General features: G+C 67.1%; 16 protein-coding genes. 8 read left to right on the plus strand and 8 right to left on the minus strand.

The annotated features are described in order from the left end of the window. Positions 1 to 179 precede the first annotated feature (179 nt). The 5 genes from IEW19_RS10170 (at position 180) to IEW19_RS10190 (ending at position 5,281) form a co-directional block, all read left to right on the plus strand. On the plus strand, positions 180 to 1,538 hold the full coding sequence (locus IEW19_RS10170; protein WP_188571509.1) for an MFS transporter: 1,359 nt from the start codon (positions 180 to 182) through the stop codon (positions 1,536 to 1,538). Positions 1,539 to 1,618: 80 nt separating this feature from the next. Further along, a complete protein-coding gene (locus IEW19_RS10175) occupies positions 1,619 to 2,302 on the plus strand; it encodes a GntR family transcriptional regulator (RefSeq protein ID WP_188571510.1) in 684 nt (227 codons plus the stop codon). Then, entirely contained in the window at positions 2,299 to 3,087 is a 789-nt protein-coding gene (locus IEW19_RS10180) for an aspartate/glutamate racemase family protein (protein ID WP_188571511.1), read from the plus strand. The genes IEW19_RS10175 and IEW19_RS10180 overlap by 4 nt, the downstream gene beginning before the upstream one ends. Positions 3,088 to 3,117: 30 nt before the next feature. Further along, positions 3,118 to 4,548, plus strand: a complete 1,431-nt coding sequence (locus IEW19_RS10185) for an amidohydrolase family protein (protein ID WP_188571512.1) — start codon at positions 3,118 to 3,120, stop codon at positions 4,546 to 4,548. A gap of 7 nt (positions 4,549 to 4,555) precedes the next feature. Further along, a complete protein-coding gene (locus IEW19_RS10190) occupies positions 4,556 to 5,281 on the plus strand; it encodes a maleate cis-trans isomerase family protein (protein ID WP_188571513.1) in 726 nt (241 codons plus the stop codon). A gap of 6 nt (positions 5,282 to 5,287) precedes the next feature. Here the strand turns inward: IEW19_RS10190 and IEW19_RS10195 are convergent, their stop codons facing one another. The 5 genes from IEW19_RS10195 to IEW19_RS10215 all read right to left on the minus strand — a co-directional run bounded on the left by IEW19_RS10195 (position 5,288) and on the right by IEW19_RS10215 (position 9,980). Further along, positions 5,288 to 6,208, minus strand: coding sequence for a diacylglycerol/lipid kinase family protein (locus IEW19_RS10195; protein WP_188571514.1), 921 nt, complete (start codon positions 6,206 to 6,208; stop codon positions 5,288 to 5,290). A 72-nt stretch (positions 6,209 to 6,280) separates the two neighbouring features. Continuing rightward, positions 6,281 to 7,654: an NAD(P)(+) transhydrogenase (Re/Si-specific) subunit beta gene (locus IEW19_RS10200; RefSeq protein WP_188571515.1), complete on the minus strand. Its 1,374-nt coding sequence runs from the start codon at positions 7,652 to 7,654 to the stop codon at positions 6,281 to 6,283. Next, positions 7,651 to 7,971, minus strand: a complete 321-nt coding sequence (locus tag IEW19_RS10205; RefSeq protein ID WP_188571516.1) for an NAD(P) transhydrogenase subunit alpha part 2 — start codon at positions 7,969 to 7,971, stop codon at positions 7,651 to 7,653. The genes IEW19_RS10200 and IEW19_RS10205 overlap by 4 nt, the downstream gene beginning before the upstream one ends. Further along, positions 7,971 to 9,149, minus strand: a complete 1,179-nt coding sequence (locus IEW19_RS10210) for a Re/Si-specific NAD(P)(+) transhydrogenase subunit alpha (protein WP_188571517.1) — start codon at positions 9,147 to 9,149, stop codon at positions 7,971 to 7,973. The genes IEW19_RS10205 and IEW19_RS10210 overlap by 1 nt, the downstream gene beginning before the upstream one ends. 168 nt (positions 9,150 to 9,317) lie before the next feature. Further along, positions 9,318 to 9,980 carry a GntR family transcriptional regulator gene (locus IEW19_RS10215; protein ID WP_229748416.1) on the minus strand — a complete coding sequence of 221 codons (663 nt, stop codon included), beginning with the start codon at positions 9,978 to 9,980 and terminating at the stop codon, positions 9,318 to 9,320. A 187-nt stretch (positions 9,981 to 10,167) separates the two neighbouring features. On the opposite strand from IEW19_RS10215, the gene IEW19_RS10220 reads away from it, so the two are divergent. Further along, positions 10,168 to 11,193 carry an amidohydrolase family protein gene (locus tag IEW19_RS10220; RefSeq protein ID WP_188571518.1) on the plus strand — a complete coding sequence of 342 codons (1,026 nt, stop codon included), beginning with the start codon at positions 10,168 to 10,170 and terminating at the stop codon, positions 11,191 to 11,193. Positions 11,194 to 11,216: 23 nt separating this feature from the next. Beyond that, on the plus strand, positions 11,217 to 11,900 hold the full coding sequence (ligK, locus tag IEW19_RS10225; protein ID WP_188571519.1) for a 4-carboxy-4-hydroxy-2-oxoadipate aldolase/oxaloacetate decarboxylase: 684 nt from the start codon (positions 11,217 to 11,219) through the stop codon (positions 11,898 to 11,900). Here ligK and IEW19_RS10230 read toward each other — a convergent pair. Both IEW19_RS10230 and IEW19_RS10235 read right to left on the minus strand, forming a co-directional pair. Further along, on the minus strand, positions 11,897 to 12,667 hold the full coding sequence (locus IEW19_RS10230; protein WP_188571520.1) for an IclR family transcriptional regulator domain-containing protein: 771 nt from the start codon (positions 12,665 to 12,667) through the stop codon (positions 11,897 to 11,899). The genes ligK and IEW19_RS10230 overlap by 4 nt on opposite strands. Positions 12,668 to 12,760: 93 nt before the next feature. After that, positions 12,761 to 13,597: a shikimate dehydrogenase family protein gene (locus IEW19_RS10235; protein WP_188571570.1), complete on the minus strand. Its 837-nt coding sequence runs from the start codon at positions 13,595 to 13,597 to the stop codon at positions 12,761 to 12,763. 141 nt (positions 13,598 to 13,738) lie between these two features. On the opposite strand from IEW19_RS10235, the gene IEW19_RS10240 reads away from it, so the two are divergent. Then, positions 13,739 to 15,076, plus strand: a complete 1,338-nt coding sequence (locus IEW19_RS10240) for an MFS transporter (protein ID WP_188571521.1) — start codon at positions 13,739 to 13,741, stop codon at positions 15,074 to 15,076. 69 nt (positions 15,077 to 15,145) lie between these two features. On the opposite strand, the gene IEW19_RS10245 is transcribed toward IEW19_RS10240, so the two are convergent. Beyond that, the gene (locus IEW19_RS10245; protein WP_188571522.1) at positions 15,146 to 15,559 is read right to left on the minus strand and encodes a hypothetical protein; all 414 of its coding nucleotides are present in this window, start codon (positions 15,557 to 15,559) and stop codon (positions 15,146 to 15,148) included. Positions 15,560 to 15,562 lie beyond the last annotated feature (3 nt).

The raw sequence follows: 15,562 nt of genomic DNA on the forward strand, positions 1-15,562 counted from the left end.
GTCACTTCTACCTTTGATTTTGGGATCCCAAATTGGGATCCCAAAATCGCACACCCCGCTCTCCACGCTCCGGATCGTCCAGCGGGCCAGTCCCCGCCGGCAGGCCAAACCGCCCTGCCGGGCACCACGCACCTTTTCGCATACTCCCCATCCGTAAACTTCCCCGTGAAGGAGAAGCTGTGTCCATTCCAAACACCGAAACAACGGCCACGTCCGACGAGGCCACCCCGGGCCTTGCCGAAAAACCAGCAACGGACAGCACGCAACGGCGCAGTGCTGTCCGCTGGCGGCTTTTCCTGCTGCTGTTGGTCCTCGTATCCGTCAACTCCATCGACCGCGGATCCATCTCCGTCGCCCTGCCCATCATCCAGAAGGAATTCAACCTCGCTCCCGAATTGGTCGGCCTGCTGCTGTCCGCGTTTTTCTGGACTTACGCCCTGATGCAGGTCCCCGTTGGGTGGCTGATCGACAAGTTCGGTCCGCGCAAGGTGATGACGGCGTCCTGCCTGGGCTGGGGTGCTGCCACAGCGGCCTCCGGTATGGCCGGCGGCTTCCTGAGCATGTTCATCGCCCGGCTTGGAATCGGCGTGACCGAAGCCGGCGTGATGCCCGCCGGCGGCAAGCTTAATGCCATTTGGATGCACAAGTCTGAACGCGGCCGCGGCGCAACCATCCTCGATGCCGGCGCACCCCTGGGTGCCGGGCTCGGCGGCATCATCATTGCCGGCCTGATTGCCACCACAGGCAGCTGGCGCTGGTCCTTCGTCATCGCCGGCGCCGCCACTGTCCTCATGGGCCTCGCTGTCTGGTGGTACGTTCGGGACAATCCACGTGAGCACCGCGGCGTCAACGAGGCGGAAGCGTCCTACATCGAAGCGTCACACGCTGCGGAGGATGCCGAAGCGGCAGTGGTGGGCAGCAAGGGCAAGCGCGGGCTGCTCCCCTACCTCAAATTCCGCTCCTTCTGGGCCATGTGCCTGGGCTGGCTGGGATTCAACGGCGTCTTCTACGGCCTGCTGACCTGGGGACCGCTGTACCTGGCCCAGGCCAAGGGATTTGATTTGAAGACCATCGGCTGGTCAACACTGGTAATCTTCGGCGCCGGGTTCGTCGGGGAAATCATCGGCGGCACCGTCGCGGACAAGTGGCGGGCGTCCGGCGCCTCCGCAAACCTGGTGATGCGGACCCTCCTCGGCATCTCCAGCGCCGTGGTGGTGGGCGGCCTGGTGGGCGTCACCGTAGTCCCGGATGCCACCACCGCCGTGGTCCTGCTTTCGCTGGTCCTGTTCTTCCTCCGCTGGGTGGGCCTGTTCTGGAGCATCCCCGCCATCCTCGGCGGCCGGACCAACGCCGGGGTCCTGGGCGGAGCCATGAACCTCAGCGGCAACATCTCCGGCTTCGTGACCCCCATCGTCGTCGGCCTGATCGTGGGTGCCACCGGCTCCTATACCTGGGCCTTGCTGTACTTCGTGGGATCCGCGGTGATCATGGGCGTCTCAGTCCTGACGCTGAACTACAACAAGCGGCTTCCTGTCTAAGCTAACCCTCGCAGGGAACCTTGCACACAACGCCCCCGCAGCCGGGAGCAGTGCCCTACAAGAATCGAAAATGGAGCATCATGCTGACCGCAGAAGAGACCCAGGACAAGGACCGCCCCCTCCGCGAGACTGTCCGGGACACCCTCCGCACCCGGATTTTCGAAGGACACTACGCTCCCGGCACGCGGTTGGTGGAGCGCGACCTCGCCGCCGAATTCTCCGTATCCCGGCTGCCCGTCCGCGAGGCCCTGCGCATGCTCCGTCAGGAAGGCCTCATCAGCGACCGCGGCGCACGCGGGGCTGAGGTGAGCAGCCTCAGCCCCAAGGACGTGGAGGACCTCTTCGACGTCCGCCAATCCCTGGAGGTCCTGGCCTGCCGGCTCGCCGCCAAGCGGGCCACCGCGGACGACCTCGCCTACCTCTTAGGGCTCCTGGACAACGCGGAGGCTTTCCTGGCCAAGGGGGCAGTGAGGGAAGCCCACCGCTCCAACAGCGAATTCCACGACGCCATCACCGGCATCGCTGACAACAACTTCCTCAAGTCCGCCCTGGAACCCCTCCAGGGCCGCATGCACTGGCTGTTCCGGCACGTCAGCGACCTGCCTGAACTCATCCGCGAACACCGCGAGCTCTACGCGGCCATTGCCAGCGGAGATCCAGACAGGGCGGCCGCGCAGTCCGCGTCCCACATTGGAAAGTACCGGGAACAGTTCCCCGAGGACTTTCAGAAGACCGAACCAGAATTCCACCGGAAGAGAAAATGAAACTCCTGGTAATCAATCCCAACATCAGCGCCGATGTCACCGCACTGATCGAATCGGAGGCGGTCCGCTCAGCCTCCCCCGGCACCGAACTGCTGCTCCGCACGGCCGGCCATGGCGTCGAATACATCGAGACCCGCTTCGAATCCCTGGTGGCCGCCGGCGCGGTGGCCGAGATCATCGCCGAGCACACCCGGCCCGGCGCGGACCCGGTGGATGCCGTGGTGGTCGCTGCCTTCGGTGACCCCGGTGTGCCCGCCCTCAAGGAACTGGCGGACGTGCCCGTCATCGGCATCACCGAGGCCGCCCTGTGCGCAGCAGCCCTGCAGGGCCACCGCTTCTCCATCATCGCCATCTCAGACCGGATCAAACCCTGGTACCGCCAGTGCGTGGAGCGCTTCGGCCTGGCCGGCCGGCTGGCCTCCATCCGGTCCATCAACGACTCGCTCACCAGCATTGCCTCGGTCCAGCAGGACTTTCGGGAAACCCTGTTGGCACTGAGCCGGCAGGCCGTGGCTGAGGACGGTGCCGACGTCGTCATCCTTGCCGGTGCCCCGCTGGCCGGCCTGGCCCGCGACCTTCGCGGCCAGATCCCTGTTCCCGTGGTGGACGGCATCTCCGCCGGCATCCGCATGGCCGAGGCAGTGGCCGCACTGCAGTCAGGACCGCACCGCGCCGGCGCCTTCGCCCCGCCGCCGGCCAAGGACCGAAAAGGCCTGTCCGGCAACCTGGACGCCGCCCTTGCCGCCCGCCAGCAACATGCCGGCACACCCCAACCCGCCGCTTAAACGGCCCCATCAAACCAAAGGAGGACACCGATGTCCCGCCAGCCAGAACTTGTCATTGCCAACGCCACCGTCGTGAACAGCCACGGCCGCCAGGAAGCCCACATCGCGGTGCACGACGGGCGGATTGCCGGCCTGGTCGACGCCGCCCAGCCGGTCCCCGCGGCGGACCGCACCATTGATGCCACGGGAAAACTCGTTATCCCCGGCGGCGTGGACGGACACTGCCATGTTGCCCAGGTGACCGGACGCTTCCGCACCCTCGACGACTACCGGACCACCTCCACGGCAGCATTGTGGGGCGGCACCACCACTATCATCGACTTCGGGATTCCCCGTGACGCCCAGGAAACTCCGCTCGCCGCCGTCCTGCACAAGAAGGAACTCGCCACTGAGTCCCGCTGCGACGTGGCCCTCCACGGCGCCGTGGTCAGCTGGGACGAAACGGTTCCGTGGCAGCTCGAGCAGCTGGCGGCGGAAGGCGTCCGCTCGGTGAAGATGTACACCACCAACCGCGGCACCACGATGGCCGACGGCGGCACGATCCTGAAGGTCATGCGGGAAATGGTCCGGCTGGATGGACTGGCCTATATCCATGCCGAACACGATCCGATCATTACCGACTGCACCGAGCAGCAGGCCGAGGACGGCCGGATCGGCATCGAACACCTGCACCGGACCCGGCCAGAGCTGGCCGAGGAGATCTCCGTCAAGGAAACCCTGGCCATGGCCGAATACACCGGCGCGCCCGTCTACTTTGTCCACCAGTCCACGCCCGGCGCCGTGGACCTGGTATCACAGGCGCGGGAGCGCGGACTCCAGGCGTACTCCGAAACCTGCCCGCACTACGTCACCCTCGATGACTCCGTGTACGCCTCCACCTTCCCCGAGTGGTTCGCCTGCTGCCCGCCCATGCGGAGCCCGGAAACCGTGACGGCATTGAAGGAGCGCCTGGTGTCCGGCGCCATCCACACCATGTCCTCGGACCACTCCTGCTACGACCTGTCCCAGAAGCGCGAGCGCACCGATGACGTGCGCGCCATGCCGCACGGACTACCCGGCGTGGAGACGCGGATGCCGGTCACCTTCACCGCAATGGCCTCCGCCGGAGCAACCGTGGAGCAGTTCGTCAGCGCCTTCGCCGCAGAACCTGCCCGGATCAACGCCATTCCCGGCAAGGGCCGCATCGCCGAAGGGTTCGACGCCGACCTGGTGGTTTTCGATCCCGCCGAGGAGCGCACGGTGAACGGCGCAGCCATGCACATGGGAACGGACTTCTCACCCTTTGAGGGGAAGGCACTCACGGGCTGGCCCGCCGTCGTGGTTTCCAACGGGCGCGTGGTCCTGGACGCTGACGGCTTCCACGATCCCGGCGCCGTGGGCCGCTTCATCAACCGCAACGGCTTCCGGCAGCACCAGTCCGCCGCGTCCGAACCCACCCAACTGCCCGCCGCCGCCCTTTAGGAGCCCAATGCCTGCCACCACCCGCCCGCGCAGGATCGGCATGATCGTGCCGTCCTCCAACACCTGCCTGGAACCGCAGACCTACGGCATCCTGGCCGGCCGCACCGACGTCACGGTGCACTTCACCCGGATCCCGGTCACCCGGATCGCCCTGGATGACTCCTCGGACCGGCAATTCGACCCCGCCGTCATGCGCGAGGCGGCACAGTTGCTTTCGACGGCGGACGTGGACGTGATCGCCTGGAACGGCACGTCCGGCTCATGGCTGGGTTCGGCGCACGACCAGGAACTGGCCGACGGGATCACGGCCGCCACCGGCATTCCGGCCACCACTTCCACGCTGGCCTACCTCGAGGCGTTCCGGACGTTCGGCACCGAGCGGATCGGCCTCTTCACGCCCTATACCGCGGACGTGAACCACCAGGTCATCGCGTCCTATGAGCGTGAAGGCATCAAGACCGTGGACCACCGGGCACTGGGCCTGAGCGACAACGAATCCTTTGCCCGGGTCACCGACGACGAGATGCGCCCGGGTTCAATGGAACTCGCCGCCGCGGCTCCCGATGCCCTGGTGTACCTGTGCACCAACCTCTACGGCGCCAACATCACCGCGGAAATCGAGGACGCCACCGGGGTGCCGGTGCTGGACTCGGTGGCGGTCACCCTGTGGCACGCGCTGAGACTGGCAGGCGCGCCGCTGCTGGAGCCGCACTGGGGGCGGCTGCTGGGATAACCGCCGCTACATCCGCAGGGTCAGGGCACCGGGCTCCATGGTCATGAGCACGTGCTTGCCCTGGCCCTCGTGGTCGCCGTCCAGCTGGTAGTCGTCGTTGTGCTCCAACGTGATCTCGACGCTCTTGCCCTGGAAGTACTCCACGGAAGTGTCCCTGTTCTTGCCCTTGCCGAGGATGCCGGCCAGCACGGACAGCCAGCCCAGCTTGCCGTGGTGGGGCGCCAGGACCGCGATGTCCAGCAAGCCGTCATCCATCTTCGCGTCGGGGAAGATCTCCAGGCCGCCCTGGACCTTCCCGCAGTTGCCCACCATCACGCTGCGGACACCCCGGTGCACCACGGACTTGCCGTCGATCAGCACGGTCGCCTTGACCGGTTTGCCGGGGAGGTTCCGGATGCCGGCATCCACGTAGGCCAGCCAGCCCACTTTGTCCTTCAGGTCCTCGTTGGTGTCCGCCATGATGGTGGCGTCGTAGCCCATGCCGGCCATGACCAGGAACAGCTGGTCCTTGTCGGGGTCGCTGCGGCGGGCGCGGACGACGTCGATCTTCCGCTCCGTTCCGATCAGCGCCCCGGCCATGGCGCCGTCGTAGTCAGTCACATCCATGCCCAGGTTGCGCGCCAGCAGGTTGCCCGTTCCGAGGGGCAGCAGGCCCATCGGGGTATCGCCGCCGGACAGGACCTCGGCGACGCACCGCACGGTGCCGTCGCCGCCGGCCGCGATGACGATGTCCGCGCCCTGGGCCAGCGCCTCCTTCGCCTGGCCAACCCCCGGATCCTCCTTGGTGGTCTCCAGCCAGATGGGCTCGCCCCAGCCGTTTTCCACACAGTGCTTGGCCACCAGGCCCCGCACGTCGATGTCCACCGGCTTGGCGGGATTGACGATGATGGCGGCGCGCTTGGGCGTAGCAGAGCTGTTGTCAGTCATGGCGTCCTCTGATGGCGGATGGAAAGCAGGCTTCTGAAAGAAGGGTAACCCGGCACGGGGGCTGTTCCGCGCCTACAGTGCCTTGACCGCCCCGAGGACCTGGGCCAGGGAGTCCTTGGCGTCGCCGAACAGCAGCGAGGTCTGCGGTTCGTAAAGCAGGTCGTTTTCAATGCCGGCGAATCCGGGGCGCATGGACCGCTTCAGGAACACCACCTGCCGCGCCTCCGCCACTTCCAGGATGGGCATCCCGTAGATGGGCGACCCCGAGGAGGTCTTGGCGGCCGGGTTCACCACATCATTGGCACCCACTACCAGGGCCACATCCGTCGTCTTGAACTCCGCGTTGATCTCGCCCATCTCCTTGAGCGACTCATACGGCACGTTGGCCTCCGCCAGGAGCACGTTCATGTGCCCCGGCATGCGGCCGGCCACCGGATGGATGGCGAAATCCACCTCAATGCCCCGGGCCTCCAGGGCCAGGGCCAGTTCGGCAGCCGTGTGCTGGCCCTGTGCCACCGCCAGCCCGTAACCGGGAACGATGATCACCCGCTGGGCGTACCCCAGAAGGACTGCCACATCCTCCGCCGAGGACGAACGGACCGGACGCTCGCTCACGGCGGTGGACCCCGCCGTCGAACCCCCGCGGAATGCCCCGAACAGGATGCCCGCCACGCTCCGGCCCATGGCAGCCGCCATGGCCCGGGTGAGGATGGTGCCCGAGGCGCCCACCAGGGTGCCTGCCACCACCAGCAGAACGTTGCCCAGCACCAAGCCGGACGCCGCGACTGCCAGGCCGGTGAAGGCGTTCAGCAGCGAGATGACGATCGGCACGTCGGCGCCGCCCACGGGCAGCACCAGCAGGACACCGGCGGCAAGGCCCAGGAGGAGCAAGAGGACAGCGAGGAGCAGTGAACCGGTCAGGACCACTGCCACGCCGGCAGCCACCGCGGCGAGCAGGACCAGGCCCATCACCACGGGAAGCCCGGGGAACACGACAGGCCGGGTGGTCATCAGTTCCTGCAGCTTGGCGAAGGTGACGCCTGAGCCGGCGAAGGAAACGGCACCGACCAGGAGCGTGAAAACGATGGCCACACGTACCCAAGGGTTGTCCGCATGCCCCAGTTCCAGGAGCGCCACCAAGGCAGCCGCGCCGCCACCCACCCCGTTGAACAGCGCCACCAACTGCGGCATCTGGGTCATGTTCACCCGGCGGGCCACCGGCGCCGCCACGGCAGAGCCAACCGCAATCGCGGCCAGGATCCAGGGGATGTTTTCCAGCCGGGAAGACAGGAACACGGTGACGACGGCGATCAGGGCGCCGAGTGCCCCCACCAGGTTTCCGCGGCGGGCCGTGCGGGGGGAGCTGAGCCGCCTCAGCGCAAGGATGAAGCAGATCGCCGCGGCCAGGTAGAGCAGTGACGTCCAGACGGGGTCAAGGAGGCTCATTTGCCGCCTGCCTTGGGTCCGGCCGCGGTCCGGGCCGCGTCCTTCCTGGCGTGGAACATGTGCAGCATCCGGTCGGTCACCACGAAGCCCCCCACCAGGTTGGCGGTGGCAAGGACGACGGCGAGCAGCGCCACCGCCAGGACCCACGGGTCCGCTGCCTGCCCGGCGACAATGATGGCCCCCACCAGGATGATGCCGTGGATGGCGTTGGCGCCGGACATCAGGGGTGTGTGCAGGGTGCTGGAGACCTTGGACACCACCTCGAAGCCGACGAACACCGCCAGCACCGTGACGGTTAGCAGGGCTATTCCGTCCATCAAACCGCTCCTTCCTGCCGTGCGGCGGCCGCGGCGGTCCGGGCCCCGAGCAAATCCGCCGTGGGCTGGTGCCGCACAGCACCGGAGTGGGTGAGGCACGCACCTGCCACCACTTCGTCGTCGAAATCCAGGTTGAGCGCGCCGTCACGGACCAACAGGGCCAGCAGGTTTGCCACGTTCTTGGCGTAGAGGCGGGAGGCGTCCGATGCCATCGCGGAGGCGGGGTCCTTCAGGCCCACCAGGGTGATGTGCCCGGTTCCGTCGGCGGTGGGGATGGGGATGTCCCGGCCCGGAACGGAACCCTCCACGTTGCCGCCGGACTCGGCGGCGAGGTCGATGACCACCGATCCCGGCCGCATGCCCTGCACCATCTCGCGGGTCACCAGGAGGGGTGCCGGCCGCCCGGGGACGGCCGCCGTCGTAATCAAGACGTCCGATTGCGCCACGTGGGGTGCCAGCAGCTGCCGCTGCCGGGTGCCGGCGTCGGAACTCAACTGCCGGGCATAGCCGCCGGCCGACTCCGCCGTCTCAAGGTCCAGCCGGACGAAGGTGCCGCCCATCGACGCGACCTCGTCAGCGGAGGCGGGGCGGATGTCGTTGGCGAAGACCCGCGCACCCAGGCGCTTGGCGGTGCCGATGGCCTGCAGCCCTGCCACGCCGGCGCCGAGCACCAGGACGCGGGCCGGCGGGATGGTCCCTGCTGCCGTCATGTACAGCGGGAAGAACCGGGGCAGCCTGATGGCGGCTTCCAGGACGCAGCGGTACCCGGCCACCAGGGCCTGGGAGGTCAGGGCGTCGATGGACTGCGCGCGGGAAATGCGGGGCACCAGTTCCAGGGCGAAGGAGGTCACCCCGTTGTCCGCGAGCGCCTGCACGGCCGGCAGCTCGGACGACGGCGACGCGAGCCCCACCGTAATGGCTCCCCTTTTCAGGGACGCGGCGATGTGCGGGTCCAGCGGGCGGACATGGGCCAGGATGTCGATGGCGGCAAGGTCCAGTTCCGGGACGATGGTGGCGCCGGCCTCCTTGTAGCCGGCATCGGCGTGCCCGGCGCCGTCCCCCGCCCCGCTTTCCACCAGGACCTCCAGCCCCATCCCTGTCAGCTGCCTGGTGGTGTCCGGGGTGGCGGCCACACGCCGCTCGCCCGCCCGGCGTTCCCGCGGAATGCCCAGTTTCACCCGCCGACTCCTCTTCCTGACGAGCGCTGCAGCGGCTCTGCTGCACGCAGTTGGCTTGAGTCTAGAGCGCTGCGGGCCGCGGCGGGAGTAGCCAGCCGGGGGTGTGGATAACGATTCGCCTGTCAGCCCGTGTTCTACGCAACCGCGCGGCCGCGCGGAAGGCCGCGGCTATTTGTTGCTGGCGCGGATTGCGTCCGCGACGCTTTCAAGGTGGACGCGCATGGCTTCGGCCGCGGCATCGGCATCATGGGCACACACGGCATCGATGATGGCAAGGTGCTGCGGCAGCGATACGGCCGGCCGGCCGGGCTGGCGGGCCAGGCGGAACTGGAAGCGGACTGCCTGTCCGCGCAGCCGCTGGATGGTGGATGCGGCGGTCTTCTGCGCACTCATGGCAATGATCTTCTCGTGCACCGCCTGGTTGCCTTCTGAGTAGGACTCGCGGTCTCCCCGGTCCACCGCGTCCTTCATCCTGGTGGCCAGGTCCTGCAGCTCGGTGATGTCGCTGTCGGTGGCCCGCTCGGCGGCCTTGCGGGCGCAGAGCGCCTCGAGTGCGGCCCGCACCTCGGTGATCTCGACCGCCTCCTCGACCGAGACGGAGCGCACCCTGGCTCCCCGGTTCTGGACCCGTTCCACGAGGCCCTCCACGCTCAGCTCCGAGAGTGCCACCCTGATGTTTCCACGGCTCGCCCCGTACTCGGCAGCGAGGTCGCCTTCCACGAGGCGCTGGTTGGGCACGAGTTCGCCGCTGACGATGGCGGTACGGAGCAGGTCCGCCAGTTCAGCGGCAGTGAGGGTCCGGCCCGTCCCATCCATGGTCTCCAAAGCCAACCATCTCCCTGTTCAGCCAGTTGCCAATTTTGCTGACAATTTTCCGGATTCAGCGTACTCCAGACTCGCTTAGCGGGACCCATTCGCAAGCATTGATTGTTAGCTATATTGCTGACAACATTTGGCTGGGTGGTAATTCAGATAGAACGGCGCCGTTCGGGGGGCGCCCCTGCCAGGAGCAAACGCGATGATTATTGACATCCATGGCCACTACACCACAGCCCCCGCTGCCCTCGGACAGTGGCGCGACCGGCAACTCGCAGCGCTGCTGGACCCCGCGTCAGCACCGTCCCCTGCCGAGCTGAAGATCACCGACGACGAGCTGCGCGAAAGCATCGAAGCGAACCAGCTGCGGTTCATGGACGAGCGCGGCATCGACCTCACCGTCTTCTCGCCCCGGGCTTCCTTCATGGCCCACCACATCGGCTCGTTCGAAACCTCTGCCGAGTGGGCGGCGATCTGCAACGAGCTTTGCTACCGGGTATCCCAGCTGTACCCCGAAAGGTTCGTCCCGGCGGCAATGCTCCCCCAGTCACCCGGCGTCGACCCCGCTACCTGCCTCCCGGAACTCACCCGCTGCGTGGAGGAATATGGCGCCGTCGCACTGAACCTGAACCCGGACCCCTCCGGCGGGCACTGGACCGCACCACCCCTGACGGACCCGTACTGGTATCCGGTCTACGAGAAAATGGTGGAGTACGACATCCCCGCCATGGTCCACGTCAGCACCAGCATCAACCCGGCGTTCCACACCACCGGCGCGCACTACCTCAACGCGGACACCACCGCGTTCATGCAGCTCATCCAAGGCGACCTCTTCAAGGACTTCCCCACCCTGAAACTCGTGATCCCGCATGGCGGCGGGGCTGTCCCCTATCACTGGGGCCGCTTCCGCGGGCTGGCCATGGCGTTGGGCAAACCTGCGCTGGAAGAACACCTGCTGGCGAATGTTTTCTTCGACACCTGCGTCTACCACCAGCCCGGCATCGACCTGCTGCTGGAGGTCATCCCAACGCAGAACATCCTGTTTGCCTCCGAAATGATCGGCGCCGTCCGCGACATCGATCCCTGGACCGGCCACCATTTCGACGACACGGCACGCTACATCGGCGCTGCCGGCCTTGATGAGGCCGAACTCGGGGCAATCCAGGAGCACAACGCCCGCATCGTTTATCCACGCCTGGACGCCCTGCTCAAGCAGCAGGGCCGCTAGCCACGACTCTGAAGGGAACCAGCATGCAGGAACTCGGCGTGGTCCACACCACCATCACCCGCGCGGCGGAACATGACGTCAAAACGCTCTCCGCGTTCGGCGTCAGCACCATCCACGAAGCCATGGGCCGACTCGGCCTCATGCGCCCCTACATCCGCCCCGTCTACCCCGGTGCCGCGATGTGCGGTACCGCTGTCACGGTCCTGCTCCAGCCCGGGGACAACTGGATGATGCACGTCGCTGCCGAACAGGTCCAGCCCGGAGACGTGGTGGTGGCCGGGTGCACCACCGAATGCGAGGACGGCTTCTTCGGAGAGTTGCTGGCCACGTCGCTTCGGGCGCGGGGCGCGGGGGGCCTGGTCATCGACGGCGGCTGCCGGGATGTCGCCGCGCTCCAGGCCATGGATTTCCCCGTCTTCAGCCGCGCCATCAACTCCAAGGGCACCGTCAAGGCCACCCCCGGCTCCGTCAACGTCCCCGTGGTCTGCGCCAATGCCCTGGTCAACCCGGGCGACGTGGTGATTGCCGACGTCGACGGCGTGGTGGTGGTCCCTGCTGCCCGCGCCGGTGACGTAGCGGCAGCCGCCCGGAAACGCGAAGACAACGAAGAAGCCAAGCGGGCGCGCTTCGCCAACGGGGAACTTGGACTCGACATCTACAACATGCGCGGACCCCTCGAAGCGGCAGGACTGCGGTACGTGGACTAGGCGGTGGGGCCGCCATAATCAAGGGCAATGCGCCGCGCGGCCTCCATCAACTGCGGGAGGACCGTAGCCTCGATATCCCGGGCCGCAGCCCGGTGCGTCTGCAGGGAGACATTGGCCGCAGCAACAACCTCATTTCCACGGCGGACCGGCACAGCCACACCCCGCAGGCCCTCCTCAAGTTCCTGGGAAACCATGGACCAACCCCTGGTCCGGGCTGCTTCCACCTCTGCCCGAAGGTCCTCGACCTTGCCAATGGAGCGATCCGTGTAACGGTGCAGTTGGACCGACCGGAGGTACACCTCAAGCTGCGGCGCGGGCAGCCCGGCAAGCAGAACCCGGCCCATGGAGGTGGCCCACGCCGGGAAGCGGGTGCCAACGGTGATGGATACACTCAGCAGTCCTGGTGACGGCACGCAGGCCACGTAGACCACGTCGCCGCCGTCGAGGATGCACAAAGCGGTTGTTTCGTTGAGCTCCGCCGCCAGGTCCCTGAGGTGGGGCTCTGCCACCCGGGGCAACGTCAGGCCCGCAAGGTAGGAGCGGCCAATGTCCAAGGACCGGGCGGTCAGTTCAAAGGCCGGCCCCTGGGCACGGAGGTAGCCAAGGTCGGCGAGGGTCAGGAGGAAGCGGCGGGCGGACGCACGGGTCATGTCGGTCCGCGCGGCAACCTGTGACACGGTGAGCCGGGGCTGGTCGGGCGTGAAGGCGAGCAGGACGTCAAACGCCTTTTCAACCGACTTCACATAGTAGGCTGCCTGCTCCTCCATGGACGTTGCTGTTCCTCTCCGAAAGATCGGCGTACTCGACCCGCCCCAGGGCTTGCCGCGCCTGTCCGATCCTATCGCCAGCCCTTCCCCCGCTCAGTGCGTGTCCCGGAGGACCCCCAGGGAGTCCCGCAGCAGGCAGCCCGCCGCCGGGTCCAGGCCGAGGAGGGGCACCATTGCCACTGCCTGCTCACGGAGGTGGTCCCATCCGTCAATGCACCGGACGCCAAGCTCGCGGGCGCGTCCAACACTGGCGGTAACGTGGCCCGCGTAGACGTAGTCGTACAGGACAGCGTCGGGGGCCAGCGGCCCACCGCCCCAGACCGGCCCGTCGGAACTGCTTTTCCCCACAGGGGTGGCGTTGACCAGCAGGGATGCGTCGGATGCGAGTTCCTGGGCCTCCTGCCAGGTGATGCCCTGGGCCTCAATCCCCAGGTCCCGGGCCAGGCCGAGCAGTTCCTCGGACGCACAGGGGTCCCGGTCGGTGATCGACACTGTCCCCACGTCCTCCCTCAGCGCGATCAGGGCGGCCCTGGCAGCTCCCCCGGCGCCCAGCAGGAGGGCATGCCGCTGGTACCGCCCCTCCAGGAGTACGCCGACGGCAGTGATGTCAGTGTTGTGGCCCACCAGCTTGTCCCCCTCCCGCACCAACAGGTTGCAGGCGCCACTGAGCTGGACGGGACCGGTGGCCTTATCAGCAGTTTCCGCCGCCCAGTGCTTGTGGGGCATGGTCACGTTGGCTGCCACCACGCCGGGTTCCTGCAGGCGCCGGCGGACTTGGTGCAGGTCAGCCCGGGGAGCTACGTCCCAGGCCTCGTAGGTCCAACCGGTTCCCAGCCGGCGCAGGACCGGATTCCACAGCCCGGGGGACATCGCCTGCGATGCAGCCGAACCAATGAGGACCACGCGGGGGGCACGCGCCGGGAGTTCCATCAAGATGCACCTTTCCTGAGGTCGGCCGTTGTGATTCGGCCCACGGACCAGTATCCTCTTTTTAGGCGCATTTCGCACACTTGTTCGCATAGCGCACACACAATAGAAGATCCCCGCCTTCAGCGTGGAAGGAACCCTGAAATGACCGATATTGCAGCAGGAGCGCAGGCCCAGGCGACGCCCGAGGCACAGCGCCGAATCAGGCGTGCCAGGAAGGCAGCCCTGGCCGCCTTCCTCGGCGGCGCCCTGGAGTATTACGACTTCTTCATCTATGCCACCGCCGCTTCCCTGGTCTTCTCCAAGATCTTCTTCCCATCCGGGGACCCCACCGTGGCCCTCATTGCGTCCTTCGCCACCTTCGGTGTCGCCTACGTCGCCCGCCCCTTTGGCGCGGTGGTATTTGGAGACCTGGGAGACAAGATCGGCCGAAAGAACACACTGGTGCTTACCCTGGTGCTGATGGGCAGCGCCACGTTCCTGATCGGCGCCCTGCCGGACTTCAACGCTGCAGGCTACTGGGCCCCGGCCCTGCTGGTGCTGCTGCGCCTGATGCAGGGGCTCTCAGCGGGCGCAGAGACGGCCGGGGCCTCCGCCCTGTCCACCGAGGAGGCCCCGGAAGGCCGCCGTGGCTATTTCGCCAGCTTCGCCATGAGCGGCATCTCCGCCGGCATCGTCCTGGCGTCCCTTGCCTTCCTGCCCGTGGCCGCGATGAGCGAGGCCGATCGCCTCGCGTGGGGCTGGCGGATCCCGTTCTGGCTCTCCCTCGTCGTGCTCATCGTGGCGTACCTGGTCCGCCGCTCGCTGGAAGAACCGGAAGTCTTCGAGGAAAAGCATGACCATGGTGAACTCGTGAAGCTCCCCTTCGCCAAGATGTTCCAGACCCACCCCGCGCAGTTCTTCCAGGTGGCGCTGATGTCCTTCGAGACAGTCACCAATACGTTCATGCAGTCCTTCGGCCTGGCCTACGCCGTTTCGGTGGGCGTCCCCGCCTCCACCATGCTGTGGGTCAGCATCCTGGGCAACGTCCTGGCCATCGCCAGCCAGCCGCTCTTCGCAAGGCTGTCCGATACGTTTGGCCGCCGGCCCATCTTCATCGGCGGTGTCTTGGGCTCCGGCGCGATGATCTTCGTGTATTTCTCCGTGATCTCCACGGGAAACATCCCCATGATCTTCCTTACCAGCACCCTGATCACCGCCGGCACCTATGCCATGTCCAACGCGATCTACCCCGCATGGTTCTCCGAGCTCTTCAACGTCAAGGTGCGCTACTCCGGCATGGCCATTGGCCTGCAGATCGGCATCCTCTGCGCCGGCTTCACCCCGCTTCTCGGCACAGCACTTGTGGGCGCGGACAAGGCCAACTGGGGGCCGGCGGCCTGGATCGTGGCCGCTTCGTCGATCCTGGCAGTCGCCGGGGCATGGTGGGCCCGGGAGACGTCCAAGACCCCGCTCCGCGAGCTGGGCAACCACGTCCGGTAGGACCAGCAGGCCCCCGCACAAAAGGAAAGGCCGACGGCGGAAGCCTCCTCCCGCCGTCGGCCTTCCTGCCTATTGTCCGGCCGCGGCCGTGGGGGCGTTTGCGGGGGCAGTGGCACCATTGTTGCCGCTCCGGCGTCCCTGGCCTGGTGCCTGCGTGCCGGACCCATCCCCCGTTCCGGCGCCGGGCCGGCCGTTGCCGCCCTGGAAGTTGCCCACGCTGGTCCGGGCTGCCCGGTTGCCCAGGTCAATCTGCTTCTGCACGATGGTGCCGCCGAAGAATCCTGCCGCCACCAGCAGCACGCACGCAAGGATCTTGGTGGAACGGCCGGGGGTGAAGCGCTTCTTCGGGATGAAGGGCTCGTCTCCGGCGTGGACCTGCCCAGCCTGGTCCGGGAGCCTTGCAGGGTCTTCGTCCGGGGCTGTCAGGGGGACGGGGGACGGCAGCGCCTCGGTATCGGCGGTGTCCGGGGTGTAGTGGCTCATGGT

The sequence above is a fragment of the Arthrobacter liuii genome, from assembly GCF_014639275.1.
GTDB classification, from domain to species: domain Bacteria; phylum Actinomycetota; class Actinomycetes; order Actinomycetales; family Micrococcaceae; genus Arthrobacter; species Arthrobacter liuii.

Excerpts from the sequence above, each read along its gene's own strand:
- IEW19_RS10195 (WP_188571514.1), bottom strand. The coding sequence starts at position 6,208 with ATGACTGACAACAGCTCTGCTACGCCCAAGCGCGCCGCCATCATCGTC.
- IEW19_RS10205 (WP_188571516.1), bottom strand. The coding sequence starts at position 7,971 with ATGGACGGAATAGCCCTGCTAACCGTCACGGTGCTGGCGGTGTTCGTC.
- ligK (WP_188571519.1), top strand. The coding sequence starts at position 11,217 with ATGCAGGAACTCGGCGTGGTCCACACCACCATCACCCGCGCGGCGGAA.
- IEW19_RS10185 (WP_188571512.1), top strand. The coding sequence starts at position 3,118 with ATGTCCCGCCAGCCAGAACTTGTCATTGCCAACGCCACCGTCGTGAAC.
- IEW19_RS10235 (WP_188571570.1), bottom strand. The coding sequence starts at position 13,597 with ATGGAACTCCCGGCGCGTGCCCCCCGCGTGGTCCTCATTGGTTCGGCT.
- IEW19_RS10180 (WP_188571511.1), top strand. The coding sequence starts at position 2,299 with ATGAAACTCCTGGTAATCAATCCCAACATCAGCGCCGATGTCACCGCA.
- IEW19_RS10190 (WP_188571513.1), top strand. The coding sequence starts at position 4,556 with ATGCCTGCCACCACCCGCCCGCGCAGGATCGGCATGATCGTGCCGTCC.
- IEW19_RS10175 (WP_188571510.1), top strand. The coding sequence starts at position 1,619 with ATGCTGACCGCAGAAGAGACCCAGGACAAGGACCGCCCCCTCCGCGAG.
- IEW19_RS10200 (WP_188571515.1), bottom strand. The coding sequence starts at position 7,654 with ATGAGCCTCCTTGACCCCGTCTGGACGTCACTGCTCTACCTGGCCGCG.
- IEW19_RS10245 (WP_188571522.1), bottom strand. The coding sequence starts at position 15,559 with ATGAGCCACTACACCCCGGACACCGCCGATACCGAGGCGCTGCCGTCC.
- IEW19_RS10240 (WP_188571521.1), top strand. The coding sequence starts at position 13,739 with ATGACCGATATTGCAGCAGGAGCGCAGGCCCAGGCGACGCCCGAGGCA.
- IEW19_RS10220 (WP_188571518.1), top strand. The coding sequence starts at position 10,168 with ATGATTATTGACATCCATGGCCACTACACCACAGCCCCCGCTGCCCTC.
- IEW19_RS10230 (WP_188571520.1), bottom strand. The coding sequence starts at position 12,667 with ATGGAGGAGCAGGCAGCCTACTATGTGAAGTCGGTTGAAAAGGCGTTT.